This is a genomic window from Kushneria sinocarnis, from assembly GCF_003633775.1.
Lineage (GTDB): Bacteria > Pseudomonadota > Gammaproteobacteria > Pseudomonadales > Halomonadaceae > Kushneria > Kushneria sinocarnis.
Window position 1 is genome coordinate 171,113 of the sequence record NZ_RBIN01000001.1, and the last position, 16,587, is coordinate 187,699.

Sequence of the window (16,587 nt, forward strand, 5' to 3'; positions counted from 1 at the left end):
CCCGGAAGCGGTCAACGCGACCACTGCCGGGTGGCAGCTGTACTCCCTACCGCAATTCGAGGTCCGGATGTCGACCGATCAGCCACCGGCGGATTTTGCCACCGTCGCCGATGTTTTCCTGGCACACGGCAGCCTGCAGTCGCCTGCCTTCCTTGACGGACAGCTCAGCGCCCGGCTGGCGCTCGATGATATCGACGCCGAATACTGGTTGACGCTGGTGTGCGAAACGATGGGGGTGGAGGAGCCGCGCTCGCGCGATGAGGCGCAGATACTGCTCGCCTGGCGCAGTCAGGCCCGCGAGCGGCTCTCCACCTCGGAGATGAGTTTCGAGCCGCTGCTGCCCGATGAACTGTTCTCGCTGGCCGAGCGCGCCCAGGCGCTGCGCGAATGGTGCCAGGGGTTCAACGAGGTGATCGCCGAAGTGGATGAGGAGCGGCGCCGGGCATGGCCGGCGATGTTGCGCGAGGCGCTCGAGGATCTCGGTCACATGAGTGATATCGATACCGAGCTGACCGACAGCCGGGAAAACGAGGACGACCTGTTCGCGCTGACCGATCACGCCCGCATGGCGGCGCTGATGCTCTATACCGAGCAGCATCCGGGGCGCCCGCAGGTTGAGCAGCCCGAGGATGACAGCAACCCTGCCACGCGCCACTAGGGCGCTGGCGTTTCCGGTGTCCGGGAGTCCACATGAGTAATGCTCCGGCAGAGCGTGCCGAGCACCGCTCGGTCGATGTTGCCATTGTCGGTGGTGGCCTGGTCGGCGCCAGCCTGGCGCTTGCCCTGGCCCCCCTGATCGAGCGGTTCGGGCTGACGGTCGCGGTCATCGAGGCCGCGCCGCTCGGTGACAGCGATACCAGCGGTTACCAGCCCAGCTTCGACGAGCGCGCCAGTGCCATCGCCTTCGGTTCGCGCCGCCACTTCGAGGCCATGGGGATCTGGTCGCAGCTGGCCGAGCGGGCCGGCGACATCCATCACATTCACATCAGTCAGCGCGGTCATCCCGGCGTCACCCGACTCTCCCGCGAGGATGTCCGGCTGCCGGCACTGGGCCACGTGCTGCCCAACGCCTGGCTGGGGCGGGTGCTCCACGAACGGCTGGCCGAACAGGCGCTGCAGTGGTACTGCCCGGCCCGGGTCGAGCAGATCGCACCACACCCGGGGGGGCACCGGCTGGTGCTGGATTCAGGCATCGTGCTGGATGCCGGACTGACCGTGCTGGCCGATGGCGGGCGCTCGCCGCTGAAGCAGCAGCTGGGTATCGATACCGATGTCCGGCACTTCGATCAGCATGCCCTGATTGCCAATGTCGAAGTGGGGCGCGACCACCGCGGCTGGGCCTTCGAGCGGTTTACCCCGGAGGGGCCGATGGCACTGCTGCCGCAGACGGCGCAGCGCATGGCGCTGATCTGGACCCGGCCGCCGGCGGTGGCCGAGGAGCTTGCCCGGCTCGATGAGCGCCCCTTTCTGCATGCCCTGCAGCAGCACTTCGGCGATCGGCTGGGACGCTTTCGCCGGCTGGGCACGCGTCACGTCTATCCGCTGTCGACGGCGCGGGCACGCGAGCAGTCACGCCCCCATCTGGCGATTCTCGGCAATGCCGCCCATGCGCTGCATCCGGTTGCCGGTCAGGGGTTCAATCTTGCCCTGCGCGGGGTCATGGCACTGCGCGATGCGCTGACAGCGCATCTGACCGAAGGGCAGGCGCCCGGCAATGCGGCGATGATGCGCGAGTTCGAGCGCCGCCGCGGTGCCGACCGGGATCTGATCATGCCGGCCAGCAGCTCGCTGGTTGCCCTGTTCGAGCAGCAGTGGCCGGGGCTGGCGCACCTGCGCAGTGCCGGGCTGACGGGGCTGGAGGTCAATGCGCCGCTCAAGCGGCTGGTTACCCGGCGCGCGATGGGCCTGTTCCATGGGCACGACTAGCCGGGGCACGACGGCAATTCACGAAGCCGGCCTGTCGTGGCGGGCCGGCGGGCAGCGAGGTTGCGATGAGTTTTGATGTGGTGGTCGTTGGCGGCGGGCTGGTCGGTGCCAGTCAGGCGCTGTGCTTGGCCGAGGCAGGCATGACGGTCGCTCTGGTCGAGGCCGGGCGGCTCGGCGGTGACTGGCAGGAGGATCGGGTGGATCCCCGGGTCAGTGCGATCACGCCGGCCTCGCAGGCGCTGTTTGCCTCGCTCGGGGTCTGGTCGGCGATGGTCGAGCGTCGTGTCAGTCCCTACCAGTACATGACGGTCTGGGAAGCCGAGGGCACCGGGCGGATCAGCTTTGCTGCCGATGCCCTGGGGATGCCGGCGCTCGGTCACATCGTCGAGAACGGGGTGATACTGGCAGCGCTGGCCGAGCGGCTGCACGACCATCCTGCCGTCACGCTCTTCGAGCAGTGCACGCCGCAGGCCGTCAGCCGCGATGCGGGAGAGACCACGGTGGTGCTGACGGATGGCCGCCAGCCGAGCGGGCGCGTGGTGGTCGCGGCCGATGGTGCGAACTCGACCCTCCGCGAGCTGGCCGGCATCCGCCGGCGGGAGTTCGCCACCGGTCAGCGCGCCATCGTGACCACGGTGCACCACCGCCACGACCACCGCGCCAGCGCCCGGCAGTGCTTTCTGCCGACCGGACCGCTGGCCTTCCTGCCGCTGGCGCTCGAAGGCGGGCGACAGTACTCCTCGATCGTCTGGTCGTGCCATGCCGACGAGGCCTGGCGGCTGATGGCGCTGGATGATGCGGCCTTCTCGGCCGCGCTGGCCGAGGCCTTCGAACTGCCGGCCGACGACATCGTGGCCATCGAGACGCGTCACGACTTTCCGCTGGTCCAGCATCACGCCCGACGCTACGTCGCCGATGGCATCGTGCTGGTCGGCGATGCCGCCCACCGGCTGCATCCGCTGGCCGGGCAGGGCGTCAATCTCGGTCTGCTCGACGTGGCGGTGCTTACCGAGGAACTCGAGCGGGCGCGCCGGCGCGGCGCGCCCCTGTCCGATGAGCGCGTGCTGGCCCGCTATACCCGGCGCCGGCGCGGCGACAATGCCGCCATGCTGATGCTGATGGATGCCTTTCGGGTCGGCTTCGGCAGCAGGCTGCCCGTGGTGCGACTACTGCGCAATCGCGGACTGTCGCTGGCCGATGCCGGCGGCCCGCTCAAGGACCTGATGATGCGTCAGGCGATGGGCGAGCGCAGCGACCTGCCGGCGCGGCTGCGCCGGTACTGGCCGGTCTGAAAGGGGCGGGGCGGCATCAGCCGCTGCCGCCGCGGGCGTGATGGTCATCATGAGTGGCATCCCGCTGATGGAGGGCGTTGAGCCCGCGCAGCAGGTTGAGCGCCTCGCCGAGCTGATAGTCGCTGCCAGCGACCGGAGTGGCTTGTGATGACTCGGGACGTGAGCGGTCGCGGGCGTTCTGCAGATGCCCGCTCAGGTCCGATTCGCGTATCCGCAGGCCGGCGCTGCGGGCGATTTCGAGATGGCCCTGCTGGACATCGACATCGGGCACGATGCCCTCGGCCTGGATGGAGCGGCCGTCCGGCGTATAGTAGAGCGCCGTGGTGAGCTTGAGCCCGGTGCCGTTGTCCAGCGGCATGACCGACTGTACCGAACCCTTGCCGAAACTCTCGCTGCCCATCACGATCGCCCGGTGGTGATTCTGCAGGGCGCCGGAAACGATCTCCGCGGCCGAGGCGGTGCCGCCGTTGATCAGCACCACCATCGGCGTGTCCGCCAGCGGGGTATCGGCATGGGCGGAGAAGGACATCCGCGAATCCGGCAGGCGCCCCTTGGTGTAGACGATCAGGCCCTGCCCGAGGAACAGGTCGGCGACATCCACGGCGCCGTCGAGAATGCCGCCGGGATTGTTGCGCAGATCAAGAATCACTCCCTGCAGTGGCTGTTCGCCCTGCCCACGGAGGCTGGCGATGGCCTCGCGCGCCTGGTCGGCGGTGCGTGTCTGGAACTGGCTGATGCGCAGATAGCCATAGCCCGGGGCGAGCATGCGCGAGCTGACGCTCCGGCTCGAGATCTCGGCGCGCTCGAGCGTGACCTCACGCGGCTCGCCAGCCCCCTCGTGAATGATGGTCAGGGTCACCGGGGTGCCGGCATCGCCGCGCAGCCGATCCACGGCATCCTCGAGTGACATGCCGTCGGTGGCGGTACCGTCGATGGCGAGAATACGGTCATGGGGCTGCAGGCCGGCGCGGGCAGCCGGAGTATCATCGATCGGCGCAATGACGGTCAGGCGCCCCTCCTCTTCGCCGATCTGGATGCCGATGCCGCTGAACTCGCCCTCGGTGGCTTCCTGCAGCTGTTCGAAATCCTCCCGGTCGAGATAGGCCGAATGCGGGTCCAGCCCCGAGAGCATGCCGCGCATGGCATTGCGCAGCAGCGTGGCGTCATCCACCTGGTCGACGTAGGTGCGCTTGATGCGCTCGAAGACCTCGGCGAAAGTACGGACATCATCAAGGTCGAGCTCGACGGAAGTACCGGTCTCACCCTGCGGGGCCGCATCGGCGGGCATCTCGGCGGGAGTGTCGGTTTCGGCCCATGCCGGCGCCTGCAGCGCGAGGGGCGCAAGGCTCAGCATCAGCAGCAGCGGGGTGCGACGCGCGCGCATGGCGTCTCCTGAAATGGTTCGGCAACGACGGTGGCCTCGGGCCACGGCATCAGCATAGCCCGATCCGGACCGGCCATGCCATTGGTGGCAAGCGCCTGTCAGCGCCGGGCCAGCCAGGTGTCGGGGTTGATCGGCTGACCGCCGCGGCGGACCTCGAAATAGAGCGCCGGGCTCTGCCGGCCGCCGCTGTCACCGACATGGGCGATGACCGCACCGCGCTCGACCCGGTCGCCGGCCGCCACGGCCAGGCTCCGGTTGTGGGCATAGAGCGTCAGTACGCCATCGTGATCGATGATGACCAGGTTGCCGAAGCTGCGCATCCAGTGGGCAAACACCACCCGCCCGGCCGCGGCCGCCCGGACCGGCGCGCCGGCACTGGCGGCAATCAGCACACCGTTGCGGTCGATCCCCTGGCCCTGGCCGAAGCGGGCGAGGATGCGGCCGTCGACCGGCCACTTCGAACTTCCGCCACTGCTGGCCCGGTGGGTGGTAGTGGCGGGCTCAGCCGCCAGTTCGCTGGCGGTCAGCCCGCCGCCATCGCCATCATCCTCGTGATCGTCGCCGGCGTCCGGCGCGGTCTGCTCCTGAGCCTGCTGCCGGCGTCGCTGCGCTTCGGCGCGACGCTCGCGGCGCGCCTGTTCCAGCTGCTGCTCCAGCCGGTCGACCATGGCCTCTGCCTGGTCGCGCTCGGATTGCAGGTCGTCCAGGCGCGCCTGCTCGCTCTGATAACGCTGATCGAGCCGGTCCAGCGCCTGTTGGCGCTGCTGGCGCTGCTCGGTCAGCTGCTGCTGGCGCTGCTGGAGATCATCCAGCAGCTCGCCGAGCTGCTGCTGACGGCTGCGGGTATCGCGACGATTGTCGCTGAGCTGACGATTGAGCTGCTCAAGCCTGTCCAGCCGCTCGGCTCGGGCCTGATTGAGGCTGTCGAGATAGCGCTGGAAACGCTCCAGTTCGGTGGGGTCATCGCCGTTGAGCAGCATCTTCAGCCGCGGCTGCCGGCCCATTTCGTAGAGCGCCCGCATCTGCTCGGCGAGCGCCTGCTGCTGGGCACTGCGTTGCGTCTCGAGCTCGTCCTGATGCGCCTTCAGTTGCCTGAGCTGCGAACGCACCTGCTGCTGCTGCTGCTGCAGCTGGCGAATGCGCTGATGGGTGTCGGCCAGCGACTGTTCGGCCTTCTGCAGCGTATGGCGTGCCTGGCTGCGTTCGTCGCCGGTATCCTCGAGCTGCTGTCGGGCGTTGCCGATGCGCTGCTGGATCGATTCGAGCTGCGCCTTCGAGGCTTCCAGATCGGCGGCCGCCGACTCGCCGGCCCCCAGTGCCAGCAGGGTGGCCAGCAGCAGCGCAGTCCTGCCCGACGGCCGGCTGCCCGGGCCGGTGGCGCCTGGCGCGCCACGACGGCCAGGGGACCGCAATCCGAAATACGACACTGGCCTGACATCTCCCCGAACTGCTCGTGACCCGGCGGCACCCGCCGGGGTTGCCCCGGCGGGTCGGCCTCAGCGGAAATCCACCAGACTGTGACCGGACATCTCCTCCGGCGGCTGCTCGTCCAGCATGTGCAGCAGCGAGGGCGCCAGATCGCACAGGCGGCCGTGATCGTGCAGCTGCGCCGGCCGGCTACCGACATACAAAAGCGGCACCCGGAAGGTGGTGTGGGCGGTATGCGGCTTGCCGGTGTCCGGATCGACCATCTGTTCGGCATTGCCGTGATCGGCGGTGACCAGCGCACTGCCGCCGGCGCGTTCGATCGCCTCCAGCACCCGGCCCAGGCCCTGATCGACCGCTTCCACGGCGCCGATGGCAGCCTGCAGATCGCCGGTGTGACCGACCATGTCGCAGTTGGCATAGTTGCAGATGACCAGATCGAAGCGGTCGGCATCGATCGCCTCCACCAGCCGGTCGGTGACCTCGCCGGCGCTCATTTCCGGCTTCTCGTCGTAGGTCTTCACGTCCTTCGGCGAGTTCACCAGGATGCGCTCCTCGCCCTTGAAGGGTTCCTCGCGGCCGCCGGAGAAGAAGAAGGTCACGTGGGCGTACTTCTCGGTCTCGGCGATGCGCAGCTGAGTGAGTCCGCGAGCGCTGGCGAACTCGCCCAGGGTATTGGGCAGCTCCTGGGGCGGGAAGGCGACCGGGGCGTCCAGGTCGTTGCTGTAGCGCGTCATCATCACGAAATCGACCTGCGGCCGGCGCTCGCGAGCAAAGCCGTCGAACTCCTCATCGACGAAGACCCGGGCCAGCTCGCGGGCTCGATCGGCGCGGAAGTTGGCAAACAGCACCGCATCGCCATCGTCGATGGTGACCGGCCGGTCGTCGGGGCGCAGGCTGGTGGCCTCGACGAACTCATCGGTTTCGCCGCGCTGATAGGCTGCTTCGAGCCCGGCCTCGGCGGTCGTGGCGGTATGAGTGCCCTGACCATCGACCACCACCCGCCAGGCCTGCTCGACCCGCTCCCAGCGGTTGTCGCGATCCATGGCATAAAAGCGGCCCACCATCGAGGCGACGCGGCCGACACCGAGCTGTTGAAGCTTGTCGTCGGCGCGTGCCAGCGACTCGCGGGCGCTCTGCGGCGGGGTATCACGGCCGTCGAGGAAGGCGTGAATGTAGACCCGCCCGGCACCCCGGGCGGCGGCCAGCTCGGCCAGTGCCAGGATGTGATCCTCGTGGCTGTGGACCCCGCCCGGCGAGAGCAGGCCGAGCAGATGCACGGCGCGACCGCGCTCGACGGCGGCGTCGATGGCATGGGTCAGTGCGGCATTGTCGGCCAGTTCGCCGTCGCTGATGGCGTTGGAGATGCGGGTCAGGCTCTGGAACACGATGCGGCCGGCACCGATGTTCATGTGGCCCACCTCGGAGTTCCCCATCTGCCCCTCGGGCAGGCCGACATGCCCACCGTCGGTGTGGATCAGGGTGTGTGGGCACTCACTCATGAGGCGATCCATGACCGGCGTGTTCGCCAGCGCCACCGCATTGTGGTCGGTGTTCGGGTTACGACCGTAGCCGTCGAGGATGATCAGGGCGACCGGGCGCGACCGGTCGGTCCGTTCCTGTGACATGGAAGGCCTCGCTAACGATTGAAAAGCAGGCGTGCTGACGGCGGCAGCATGAACCGGTGGCCGACCATGCTCGCGCGCCGTGCTCGGCGACTGGCGTCATCATAACGCAGCCGACGGGAAGTGCGCATGATCGTGTTTGCCCCGGATGATCCACGCGTCTGCTCATGTATACTGGGCGTCCTCCGGAATCCGGTCTCCGGAGCGGCGCGTACGGCAGGCCATGCCGCAGGCGCCGGTACAGGCCCTTGCCGGGACACGCAACGAGTACGAGTTCGTCATGATTGATCAGCTTCTGGAGTTCGTGAGCCGGCACCCTCTGCTGGTGGGTGCCTTTGTGGCGGTAGGGGCGGCCTTCATGGCCTATGAAGCCCGACGCAGCGCTGCGGGGGGGGTCTCTTCCGGCGAGGCGACCGCCATGGTCAACCGCGAGGATGGCGTGATCGTCGATCTTCGCGAGAAGAGCGAGTTTCGCAAGGCGCATATCCCCGGCTCGCGCAACATCCCCAATGATCGCCTCGACGATCGCATGCAGGAACTCGATGAGCACAAGGACAAGCCGATCATCGTGGTCTGCAAGATGGGGCAGCAGTCCGGTGCCGCGGTCGAGAAGCTCAGGAAGGCCGGCTTCACGCGGGCGGTACGCCTCAAGGGCGGCATCTCGCAGTGGCAGGCCGACGATCTGCCTACCGCACGTCGCTGACGGGCCGGCTTCGAAGGCGCCGAATTCAAACGTCACCGCAGGAAAATCGCTACCATGTCCGAGAACAACGCTACCGACAGCACTGCCGACAACGGTCAGGGTGAAGTCCAGTTCGCGCTGCAGCGCATCTACGTCAAGGATATCTCCTTCGAGGCGCCCAACTCGCCGCAGATCTTCCAGCAGCAGTTCCAGCCGCGCGTCAAGCTGGATGTCGACACCGAGCACGCCGTGCTGGGCGAGTCCATGTACGAAGTCACCGTGCGGGTCACCGCGCACGTCTACAATGGCGACGAGCAGTCCACTGCCTTTCTTGCCGAGGTCGAGCAGGCCGGGCTGTTCTCCATTGCCGGACTGACCGACGAGCAGCTCGGTCACACCCTGGGTGCCTTCTGCCCCAATGTGCTGTTCCCCTACGCACGCGAGTGCATCGACAACATGGTTGGCCGCGGCAGCTTCCCGGCGCTGATGCTGGCACCGGTCAACTTCGATGCCATGTACGCCCAGAAGCAGGAACAGCGCAAGCAGCAGCTGGACAGCTGAAGTCTTGGCTGCCGGCACCCCACGCTTCTACGTCGATGCCGCACTGACGCCGGCCGGCGAGCTGGTACTGCCCGAGCGGGTGGCACACCATCTCACCCGGGTGCTCAGGCGCGGTGTCGGTGACGGGATACGCCTGTTCGACGGGCGTGGCAGCGAGGTGAGTGCTCACATCGAGCGCAGTGAGCGCCGGCAGGTCACGGCGCGTATCGAGGCCCCGCTGACGCCCATGGCGGAGTCACCGCTGGCGGTCCATCTGGGGCAGGCGATCTCCAAGGGCGATCGCATGGATTACGCCATCCAGAAGGCGGTCGAGCTGGGCGTGGCGGCGATCACACCGCTTTATACCGAACACGGCGATGTCGCCCTGAAGGGCGAGCGGGCGGCGAAGAAACTGGCCCACTGGCAGGGCGTGGCGATCAGCGCCTGCGAGCAGTGCGGGCGAGCCACCGTGCCGGTGATCGCCCCGGCCATGAAGCTCTCCGAATGGCTGGCGGCGCGTGACGAACCGGCGCGCTGGGTGCTTCATCCGGGTGAGGCGAGCCTGGCAAGTACCACGACGATCGCGCGCGCCGCGCTGCTGATCGGCCCCGAGGGCGGGCTCGGCGACAGTGACCTGACCGCTGCCCGGTATCACGGCTTTGCGCCCCTGCGCCTGGGCCCCCGCATCCTGCGTACCGAAACGGCGCCGGTGGTGGCGCTGTCGCTGCTGCAGTATCTTCACGGCGATCTGGGCTACTGATCCGCCTGCCGTCGCAGTACGGGCATCGAGGCGATTGATGACGGTCATGAAACCTCAATCGCTTCATCCGGACTAAACTGACAGGGACGTGCGGATGCCAGGATGGCATTGCATCCGCCGACGCTGTTTGTTTTCCGACAAGGAGGTGCCCGTGGCTGACCCAACCGTGGCCGATATTCTGGTGGAAACCCTCGCTCAGGCCGGTGTGCAGAACATCTGGGGACTGCCGGGGGATTCGCTCAATGGCCTGACCGAAAGCCTGCGCCGTCAGGAGCGCATCCGCTGGCGTGGTGTCCGCCACGAGGAAGTGGCCGCGCTGGCGGCGGGCGCCGAGGCGGACGCCACCAAGGCACTCTCGGTCTGTGCCGGCTCCTGCGGTCCCGGCAACCTGCATCTGATCAACGGCCTGTTCGAGGCCCAGCGCGCCAATGTGCCGATGCTGGCGATCGCCGCCCAGATTCCTTCCAGCGAGGTGGGGCTGGGCTACTTCCAGGAGACCCACCCCGAGCAGCTCTTTCGCGAGTGCAGCGACTACTGCGAGCTGGTCTCCTCGCCCGAGCAGATGCCGCGAGTGCTGGAAACCGCGATGAATACCGCCATTACCCAGCAGAGCGTGGCGGTGATCGTGCTGCCCGGCGATGTCGCCCTGCAGCCGTCGCCGGTCAAGCGGGTACAGTGGTCGAATCCGGTGCGGGCGGTGCCGGTGCCGCCGCCGGCTGCGCTGGACGAGCTGGCCGGGATGCTCAATGAGCAGGGGCGCGTGGCGCTGCTGTGCGGCTATGGCTGTGACGGCTATCACGATCAGGTGGTCGCGCTCGCCGAGCGGCTCAAGGCGCCCGTCATTCACGCCCTGCGTGGCAAGCAGTCGCTGGAGTACGACAATCCCTTTGATGTCGGCATGACCGGGCTGATCGGGTTCAGTTCGGGCTATCACGCCCTCAAGGAGTGTGATTTCCTGCTGATGCTGGGGACCAACTTTCCCTATCGCGACTTCTTCCCCGAGCATGGCCGGATCGTGCAGATCGACGAGCGCGGCGCCCATCTCGGCCGGCGCAGTCCGCTGCTGCGCGGACTGGTCGGTGATGTCGGGGCGACCATCGAGGCACTGCTGCCCCGGCTCGAGGAGAAGCGCGATCGCGATTTCCTCGACGACTCCCAGCAGCACTATCGCAAGGCGCGTCAGGGGCTCGATGAGCTGGCCACGCCGCGGGAGGCCGGCGAGCCACTGCATCCCCAGTATCTGACCGCCCGGGTCAGCGCACATGCCGCCGCGGATACCGTGTTTACCTGCGATGTCGGCACGCCCACGGTGTGGGCGGCACGCTATCTGGAAATGAACGGTCGGCGCCGGCTGACCGGCTCGTTCATGCACGGCTCGATGGCAACCGCCGTGCCCCAGGCGATGGGCTGGCAGGCCGCCTGTCCGGGACGCCAGATCGTGGCGCTGGCCGGCGATGGCGGGATCACCATGCTGATGGGCGATCTGCTGACCATGGTGGAGCAGCAGCTGCCGGTGAAGGTGGTGGTCTACAACAACGAGACCTTGGGCTTCGTGGCGCTGGAGATGAAGGCCGCCGGCTTCGTCGATACCACCACCAACCTTTCCGCGGCCAACTTTGCCGAGCTGGCCAATGCGCTGGGCATTCGCGGCATCCGGGTGGAATCCTCGGAGCGGCTCGACGAGGCGCTGGAAGATGCCTTTGCCCACGATGGCCCGGTGATCGTCGATGTACGTACCGCCAAGCAGGAGCTGTCGATTCCGCCGCGAATCGAGGCCGAGCAGGCCAAGGGCTTCAGCCTCTACACCGTGCGCGCGGTGATGAGCGGCCGCGGCGACGAGGTCATCGATCTGGCGAAGACCAACTGGCCGTTCCGACGCAGGAAGTAAGTGCCTGCCAGGCCATGAATGAAACGCCCCGGCCATCAGGCCGGGGCGTTTTTGATCGCGCAGCGGGCCGGGCCCGTGGCGCTCAGGACTTCTCGTCGATCAGGCGCTGGCGGGCCTGGCGCTCCTGTTCTTCGGCGTAGGTGGGGAAGTCGACATAGCCCCGGGCGTCGCCGCCATAGAAGGTGTCCGGATCGTACTCCGCCAGCGGCCAGTCGTGCTTCATGCGCTCGACCAGATCGGGGTTGGAGGTGAACAGCCGCCCGAAGACCGGCAGATCGATGGTGCCGTCATTGACCAGCTTCTCGGCCTCGGCCCTGTCGAGGTTGCCGGCGAACAGCAGCGTGCCGCTGTAGGTGTCGCGGAACTGCTTCAGATAGTCGCGCGGCAGCGGCGGCATGCCCTGTCCGCCCTGGTCGTGCAGATGCACGTAGGCCAGATTGCGCTTGTTGAACTCGCGGGCGAGATGCAGATAGGTCTCGCCGTTGTCGTCGTACTCCGGCATGTCGAACAGCTGGCCGTGCGGCGAGAGACGCACCCCGACGCGGTGACTGCCGATCAGCGCGCAGACCTCGTCGACCACCTCGATCAGCAGCCGGCAGCGGTTCTCGCGCGAGCCGCCATACTCGTCGTCGCGATCATTGACCACGGCGTTGAGGAACTGCTCGAAGAGGTAGCCGTTGGCACCGTGGATCTCCACGCCATCGAAGCCGACGTTGCGGGAATTGACCGCGGCCTGGGCGAAATCACGCACGATCCCGCGCACTTCGCGGGTGGCCAGCCGGCGCGGCGTGCTGGCCGGCAGCATGTCGGGGATGCCCTGCTCGTTGTAGCCGAACGCCATCCCGCCCTGCTGTTCGCTGGGGCCGACCGGTGCGGCACCGGCGATCTGCACCGAGGTGTGCGAGACCCGGCCGACATGCCAGATCTGGGCGAAGAAGACGCCGCCGCGCTCATGTACCGCGCGGGTCGCTTTGGCCCAGCCGTCCAGCTGGTCGGGGCCGTAGATGCCGGGGTTGTAGAGATAGCCCGTACCCTGACGCGAGACCGGCGTCCCCTCGGAGATGATCAGTCCGGCGCTGGCGCGCTGACGATAGTAGAGCGCTCCCATTTCGTTGGGGATGTCGTCCGGGGCCCGCGAACGGGTCATCGGCGCCATGATGATGCGGTTGTCGAGCCGAATGCCGGCCAGGTCATAGGGTTCGAAGAGTACGCTCATGCAGTCCTCCATCGGTGACGGGAATGATCCGAACGTCGAAGACGCCGGAACGCGATGTGAAGCAAGCCTGGCAAGCCGTTAGCATTCGAGCAATAGTTTTCATGCATGCCCGCGATGGGATCTGCCTGGCTGCAGTCGGACGCTTGCGCCATACTGGCGCGATTCATCACCGGGGCGCCGGTCAGCAGGAGTCGAACATGAGTGAACGTACGCTGGACATGGCGGTGGTCATGGACCCCATCGCCGATGTCGCCTACAAGAAGGACACCACCCTGGCCATGCTGTGGGCGGCACAGAAGCAGGGGTATCGGCTGTGGTATCTGGAACCGGAAGACCTCTATCTGAAGGATGGTCGCGCCATGGGCCGGCTGCGTCGGCTGGAGGCGTTCGAGGATCCGGAGTGCTGGTACCGCCTGGGCGAGGTCGAGGCCGGGCCGCTGGCCGCGATGGATGTGATCCTGATGCGTCAGGACCCGCCGGTGGATGATCACTTCATCAACACAGTGCACCTGCTGGGCTTTGCCGAACGCGAAGGCGTACTGGTGGTCAATCCCACCAGGGCGCTGCTGACCTGCAACGAAAAGCTCTACGCCCAGCAGTTTCCGCAGTGTCTGGTGCCGACCGTGGTCTCCTGCAACGAGGCGGTGCTGCGCGAATTTCACGGCGAGCATGGCGATACCATCTTCAAGCCGCTCGATGGCATGGGGGGGAACGGCATCTTTCATGTCACCCCCGAGGGGCGCAACCTCGGCTCGATCATCGAACAGCTGACCGATCGCGGTAGCCGTCAGATCATGGCGCAGCGCTACATTCCCGAGATCAGCCGCGGCGATACCCGCATCCTGCTGATCGACGGCGAGCCGGTGCCGCACGGGCTGGCCCGGATCCCCAGTGCCGGCGAGGTGCGCGGCAATCTGGCCGCCGGCGGACGCGGCGAGGCGCGGCCGCTGACCGAGCGCGACTACTGGCTGGTAGCGCAGGTGCAGGATTCGATCCGCGAACAGGGCCTGCTGTTTGTCGGCCTTGATGTCATCGGTGACTACATCACCGAGATCAATGTCACCAGCCCGACCTGCGTGCGGGAGATCGATGCCCAGACCGGCAGCGACATCGCCGGCCAGCTGATGACCGCCATTGCCCGGCGGCTGGCAGCACGATGAGCCGGCACCAAGCCGCGGGCGTTGGTAAGCGCTCGCTGTGGCCCGGTCGCCTGGGTAGCGATCGGGGTTGCCGTTAGGTGTTACACTGAATCCATCAGACATGATGGCCGGTTGCCCGGCGGGCGCCGTGCCGTCCCGTGACCCCACACTGCGTTGGCAGAACGCCACGTCCGGGAGAACTATGCAAACCCTGCGCGATCACTTCCTGATGGCGATGCCGCATCTGGAAGATGAAAACTTCGCCGGCACCCTGAACTACATCTGCGATCACGACGAGACCGGCACCCTCGGGCTGGTTGTCAATCGCCCGCTGTCGCTGACCCTCGAGGGCCTGTTCGAGCAGCTTGACATCGAGATCGGCGACTGTCCGCACCTGGAAATGCCGGTGCTCTACGGTGGCCCGGTGCATCGTGATCGCGGTTTCATCCTTCATCGGGGCAGCGCCGAGGAGTGGGACTCCAGCCTGCAGGTCTGCGAGTCGCGCGCCCTGACCACCTCGATGGATATCCTGCACGAGCTGGCCGCCGGCCGGGGGCCGGACGAGTTCCTGGTCTGTCTCGGCTGCGCCGGCTGGCAGCCCGATCAGCTCGCCGAGGAGATCAAGGAGAACACCTGGCTGAACGTGGCTGCCACCGACGAGATCCTCTTTCGCACGCCGCCGGAAACCCGGCTGGAAGCGGCCGCCAACCGGCTGGGCGTGGACCTGGCACTGCTGTCGCGCCACGCCGGCCATGGCTGAGCCGCACGCCCTGTCCTGCCGCCGCCGGGGCGCCCCGTGAGCCGGCCGGGCGAGCGGCTGATCATGGCGTTCGATTTCGGCGCCCGCCGTATCGGCGTGGCTGTCGGCAACGAGCTGCTGGGGTCGGCATCGGAGCTGGCGCCGCTGCCCTGTCGCGATGGCATTCCCGACTGGGCGCAGGTTGCCCGGCTGCTCGACGAGTGGCAGCCGGCGCTGCTGGTGGTCGGGCTGCCGCTGCACATGGATGGCAGCGAATCCGAGATGAGCCTGCGGGCCCGCAAGTTCGCCCGCCGTCTGCACGGCCGCTTCGGTCGGCCGTTCGAGATGTTCGACGAGCGCGGCTCGACCCGTGAGGCCAAGCGCATCGCCCGTGAAGAGGGGCATGCCGGAGACTATCGCAACCACGGCGTCGATGGCATCGCCGCCGAACTGATCCTGAGCGCCTTCCTCGCCCGTCCTGCATGAACGCTGCCGGCTGCCGTGGGCAGCGATTTCCCTGTCCGCCACGGCAGGGCCGTGACTAGACTGAATTCCGGGGCGGCCATCCGGTCGTCGGCAATGCCCGGGAGGATGACATGTCAGCGATACAGCATTTCGATGTGATTGCCGTGGGCGGTGGCTCGGGACTGACCGCTGCCTGGCATGCGCTGCAGGAGAACTGCGATGTGGCACTGGTGACGGACCAGCCGGAGGCGCTGGGCGGCACCTGTGTCAATTTCGGCTGCATTCCCACCAAGACCCTGCTGCAGTCGGCCGAGCTGATGGATAGCGTGCGCCACGCCGAGCGCTTCGGCATTCATCTCGACCAGGCCTCGGTGCAGGTCGATTTCGCCCGCATCATGCAGCAGATGCGTCACGCCCGGGCCGAGGCAGTCGCCGGGGTGCGCCGCTGGGTGGAAACCGAGATGACGCCGATCTTCAGCCGGGTGCGCTTCATTGATGAGCGCACCCTGGAGAGCGCCGATGGCCAGCGTCTTACTGCCGATCACATCTTCCTCGCCACCGGCGCCCGGCCGGTAGTTCCGGAGATCCCCGGACTGGCGGAAGCCGGCTACTGGACCAACGAGGAAGTGCTCGAACTCGAGGCGCAGCCGGCAAGCCTGGTCATCATCGGCGGCGGCTACATCGCCGCCGAGCTGGGCTACTTCTTCGCCGCGCTGGGCACCCGGGTCACGCTGATCAGCCGCTCGCCCCGGCTGCTGACGGGCGAGGATGACGAGATCAGCGAACGGTTTACCCGGGCGTTCGGCGAGCGGGTCGAACTGGTCACCGGCGAGCCCGTCGAGGCGCGCGCGACGGCGACACAGCGCCAGGTGGTCGTGGCCACGGCCGATGGCGGCGAGCGCGTGCTGGCGGCCGAGCAGCTGCTGGTGGCGACCGGCCGGCGTGCCAATACCGAAGGACTCGAGGCCGAAACCGGCGGCATCGAGCTCGACGCGCAGGGCGCCATCCGGGTCGATGAGCAGCTGCGTACCCGCAACCCGCGGGTGTTCGCCTATGGTGACGTGATCGGCCGGGCGATGTTCAAGCACACCTCGAGCTACGAGGGTGGGCTCGCCTGGCGCAATGCCCGCGGCGCCGGTGAGCGGGTCGACTACCGCAGCAATCCGCATGCCGTCTTCAGCCATCCGCAGATCGGCGCGGTGGGGCTGACCGAGCGTGAGTGCCGGGCGCGGGCGCTGGATTACCGGGTGACCACCCGCGAGTACGGCGATGTCGCCCGGGGGCGCATCATCGGCGCGCCGGACGGGCTGGCCAGGCTGCTGGTCGAGCGCGGCAGCGAGCGCATTCTCGGCTTTCACATGCTCGGCCCCGGTGCGGCCGAGCTGATCCACGAGGTGGTGGTGGCGATGAATGCCGGTGATGGCAGTACGGCCTCCGTGCGGCGATCCATTCACGTGCATCCCACCCTGCCGGAGCTGGTGCGGGCCGTGTTCGACGCCGACTGAG

General features: G+C 67.6%; 15 protein-coding genes. 11 read left to right on the forward strand and 4 right to left on the reverse strand.

Features of this window, described 5'->3' with window-relative positions; all coding sequences use genetic code 11:
• Positions 1 to 67 precede the first annotated feature (67 nt).
• From C7446_RS00785 to C7446_RS00795, 3 genes are all read left to right on the forward strand, one after another.
• Positions 68 to 658, forward strand: a complete 591-nt coding sequence (locus C7446_RS00785) for a UPF0149 family protein (protein ID WP_121170331.1) — start codon at positions 68 to 70, stop codon at positions 656 to 658.
• 32 nt (positions 659 to 690) lie between these two features.
• Positions 691 to 1,926 (forward strand): 2-octaprenyl-6-methoxyphenyl hydroxylase, encoded by a 1,236-nt coding sequence (gene ubiH, locus C7446_RS00790; protein ID WP_121170333.1) that lies wholly within the window; start codon positions 691 to 693, stop codon positions 1,924 to 1,926.
• A gap of 65 nt (positions 1,927 to 1,991) precedes the next feature.
• Positions 1,992 to 3,218 (forward strand): UbiH/UbiF/VisC/COQ6 family ubiquinone biosynthesis hydroxylase, encoded by a 1,227-nt coding sequence (locus tag C7446_RS00795; protein ID WP_121170335.1) that lies wholly within the window; start codon positions 1,992 to 1,994, stop codon positions 3,216 to 3,218.
• 16 nt (positions 3,219 to 3,234) lie between these two features.
• On the opposite strand, the gene C7446_RS00800 is transcribed toward C7446_RS00795, so the two are convergent.
• The 3 genes from C7446_RS00800 to gpmI form a co-directional block, all read right to left on the reverse strand.
• Complete coding sequence (locus C7446_RS00800; RefSeq protein WP_121170337.1) at positions 3,235 to 4,602, reverse strand: S41 family peptidase; 1,368 nt, start codon at positions 4,600 to 4,602, stop codon at positions 3,235 to 3,237.
• Positions 4,603 to 4,700: 98 nt separating this feature from the next.
• Positions 4,701 to 6,014: a murein hydrolase activator EnvC family protein gene (locus tag C7446_RS00805; protein ID WP_121170339.1), complete on the reverse strand. Its 1,314-nt coding sequence runs from the start codon at positions 6,012 to 6,014 to the stop codon at positions 4,701 to 4,703.
• An 84-nt stretch (positions 6,015 to 6,098) separates the two neighbouring features.
• Positions 6,099 to 7,655, reverse strand: a complete 1,557-nt coding sequence (gene gpmI / locus C7446_RS00810) for a 2,3-bisphosphoglycerate-independent phosphoglycerate mutase (protein ID WP_121170341.1) — start codon at positions 7,653 to 7,655, stop codon at positions 6,099 to 6,101.
• Between the two features lie 277 nt (positions 7,656 to 7,932).
• Here gpmI and C7446_RS00815 point away from each other — a divergent pair, with 277 nt between their 5' ends.
• The 4 genes from C7446_RS00815 to poxB all read left to right on the forward strand — a co-directional run bounded on the left by C7446_RS00815 (position 7,933) and on the right by poxB (position 11,522).
• The gene (locus C7446_RS00815; protein WP_121170995.1) at positions 7,933 to 8,355 is read left to right on the forward strand and encodes a rhodanese-like domain-containing protein; all 423 of its coding nucleotides are present in this window, start codon (positions 7,933 to 7,935) and stop codon (positions 8,353 to 8,355) included.
• A 54-nt stretch (positions 8,356 to 8,409) separates the two neighbouring features.
• A complete protein-coding gene (gene secB, locus C7446_RS00820; RefSeq protein ID WP_121170343.1) occupies positions 8,410 to 8,895 on the forward strand; it encodes a protein-export chaperone SecB in 486 nt (161 codons plus the stop codon).
• A 4-nt stretch (positions 8,896 to 8,899) separates the two neighbouring features.
• Positions 8,900 to 9,634: a 16S rRNA (uracil(1498)-N(3))-methyltransferase gene (locus C7446_RS00825; protein WP_245977589.1), complete on the forward strand. Its 735-nt coding sequence runs from the start codon at positions 8,900 to 8,902 to the stop codon at positions 9,632 to 9,634.
• A gap of 151 nt (positions 9,635 to 9,785) precedes the next feature.
• A complete protein-coding gene (gene poxB / locus C7446_RS00830) occupies positions 9,786 to 11,522 on the forward strand; it encodes a ubiquinone-dependent pyruvate dehydrogenase (protein ID WP_121170997.1) in 1,737 nt (578 codons plus the stop codon).
• A gap of 82 nt (positions 11,523 to 11,604) precedes the next feature.
• Here poxB and C7446_RS00835 read toward each other — a convergent pair whose 3' ends face one another.
• On the reverse strand, positions 11,605 to 12,738 hold the full coding sequence (locus C7446_RS00835; protein ID WP_121170347.1) for an alkene reductase: 1,134 nt from the start codon (positions 12,736 to 12,738) through the stop codon (positions 11,605 to 11,607).
• A gap of 197 nt (positions 12,739 to 12,935) precedes the next feature.
• On the opposite strand from C7446_RS00835, the gene gshB reads away from it, so the two are divergent.
• The 4 genes from gshB to C7446_RS00855 all read left to right on the forward strand — a co-directional run bounded on the left by gshB (position 12,936) and on the right by C7446_RS00855 (position 16,586).
• Positions 12,936 to 13,898: a glutathione synthase gene (gshB, locus tag C7446_RS00840; protein WP_121170349.1), complete on the forward strand. Its 963-nt coding sequence runs from the start codon at positions 12,936 to 12,938 to the stop codon at positions 13,896 to 13,898.
• A gap of 181 nt (positions 13,899 to 14,079) precedes the next feature.
• Positions 14,080 to 14,637 carry a YqgE/AlgH family protein gene (locus tag C7446_RS00845; RefSeq protein ID WP_121170351.1) on the forward strand — a complete coding sequence of 186 codons (558 nt, stop codon included), beginning with the start codon at positions 14,080 to 14,082 and terminating at the stop codon, positions 14,635 to 14,637.
• 63 nt (positions 14,638 to 14,700) lie between these two features.
• Complete coding sequence (gene ruvX / locus C7446_RS00850; RefSeq protein ID WP_425454093.1) at positions 14,701 to 15,102, forward strand: Holliday junction resolvase RuvX; 402 nt, start codon at positions 14,701 to 14,703, stop codon at positions 15,100 to 15,102.
• Positions 15,103 to 15,212: 110 nt separating this feature from the next.
• Positions 15,213 to 16,586: a dihydrolipoyl dehydrogenase family protein gene (locus tag C7446_RS00855; protein ID WP_121170355.1), complete on the forward strand. Its 1,374-nt coding sequence runs from the start codon at positions 15,213 to 15,215 to the stop codon at positions 16,584 to 16,586.
• The last annotated feature ends 1 nt before the right edge of the window (position 16,587 follow it).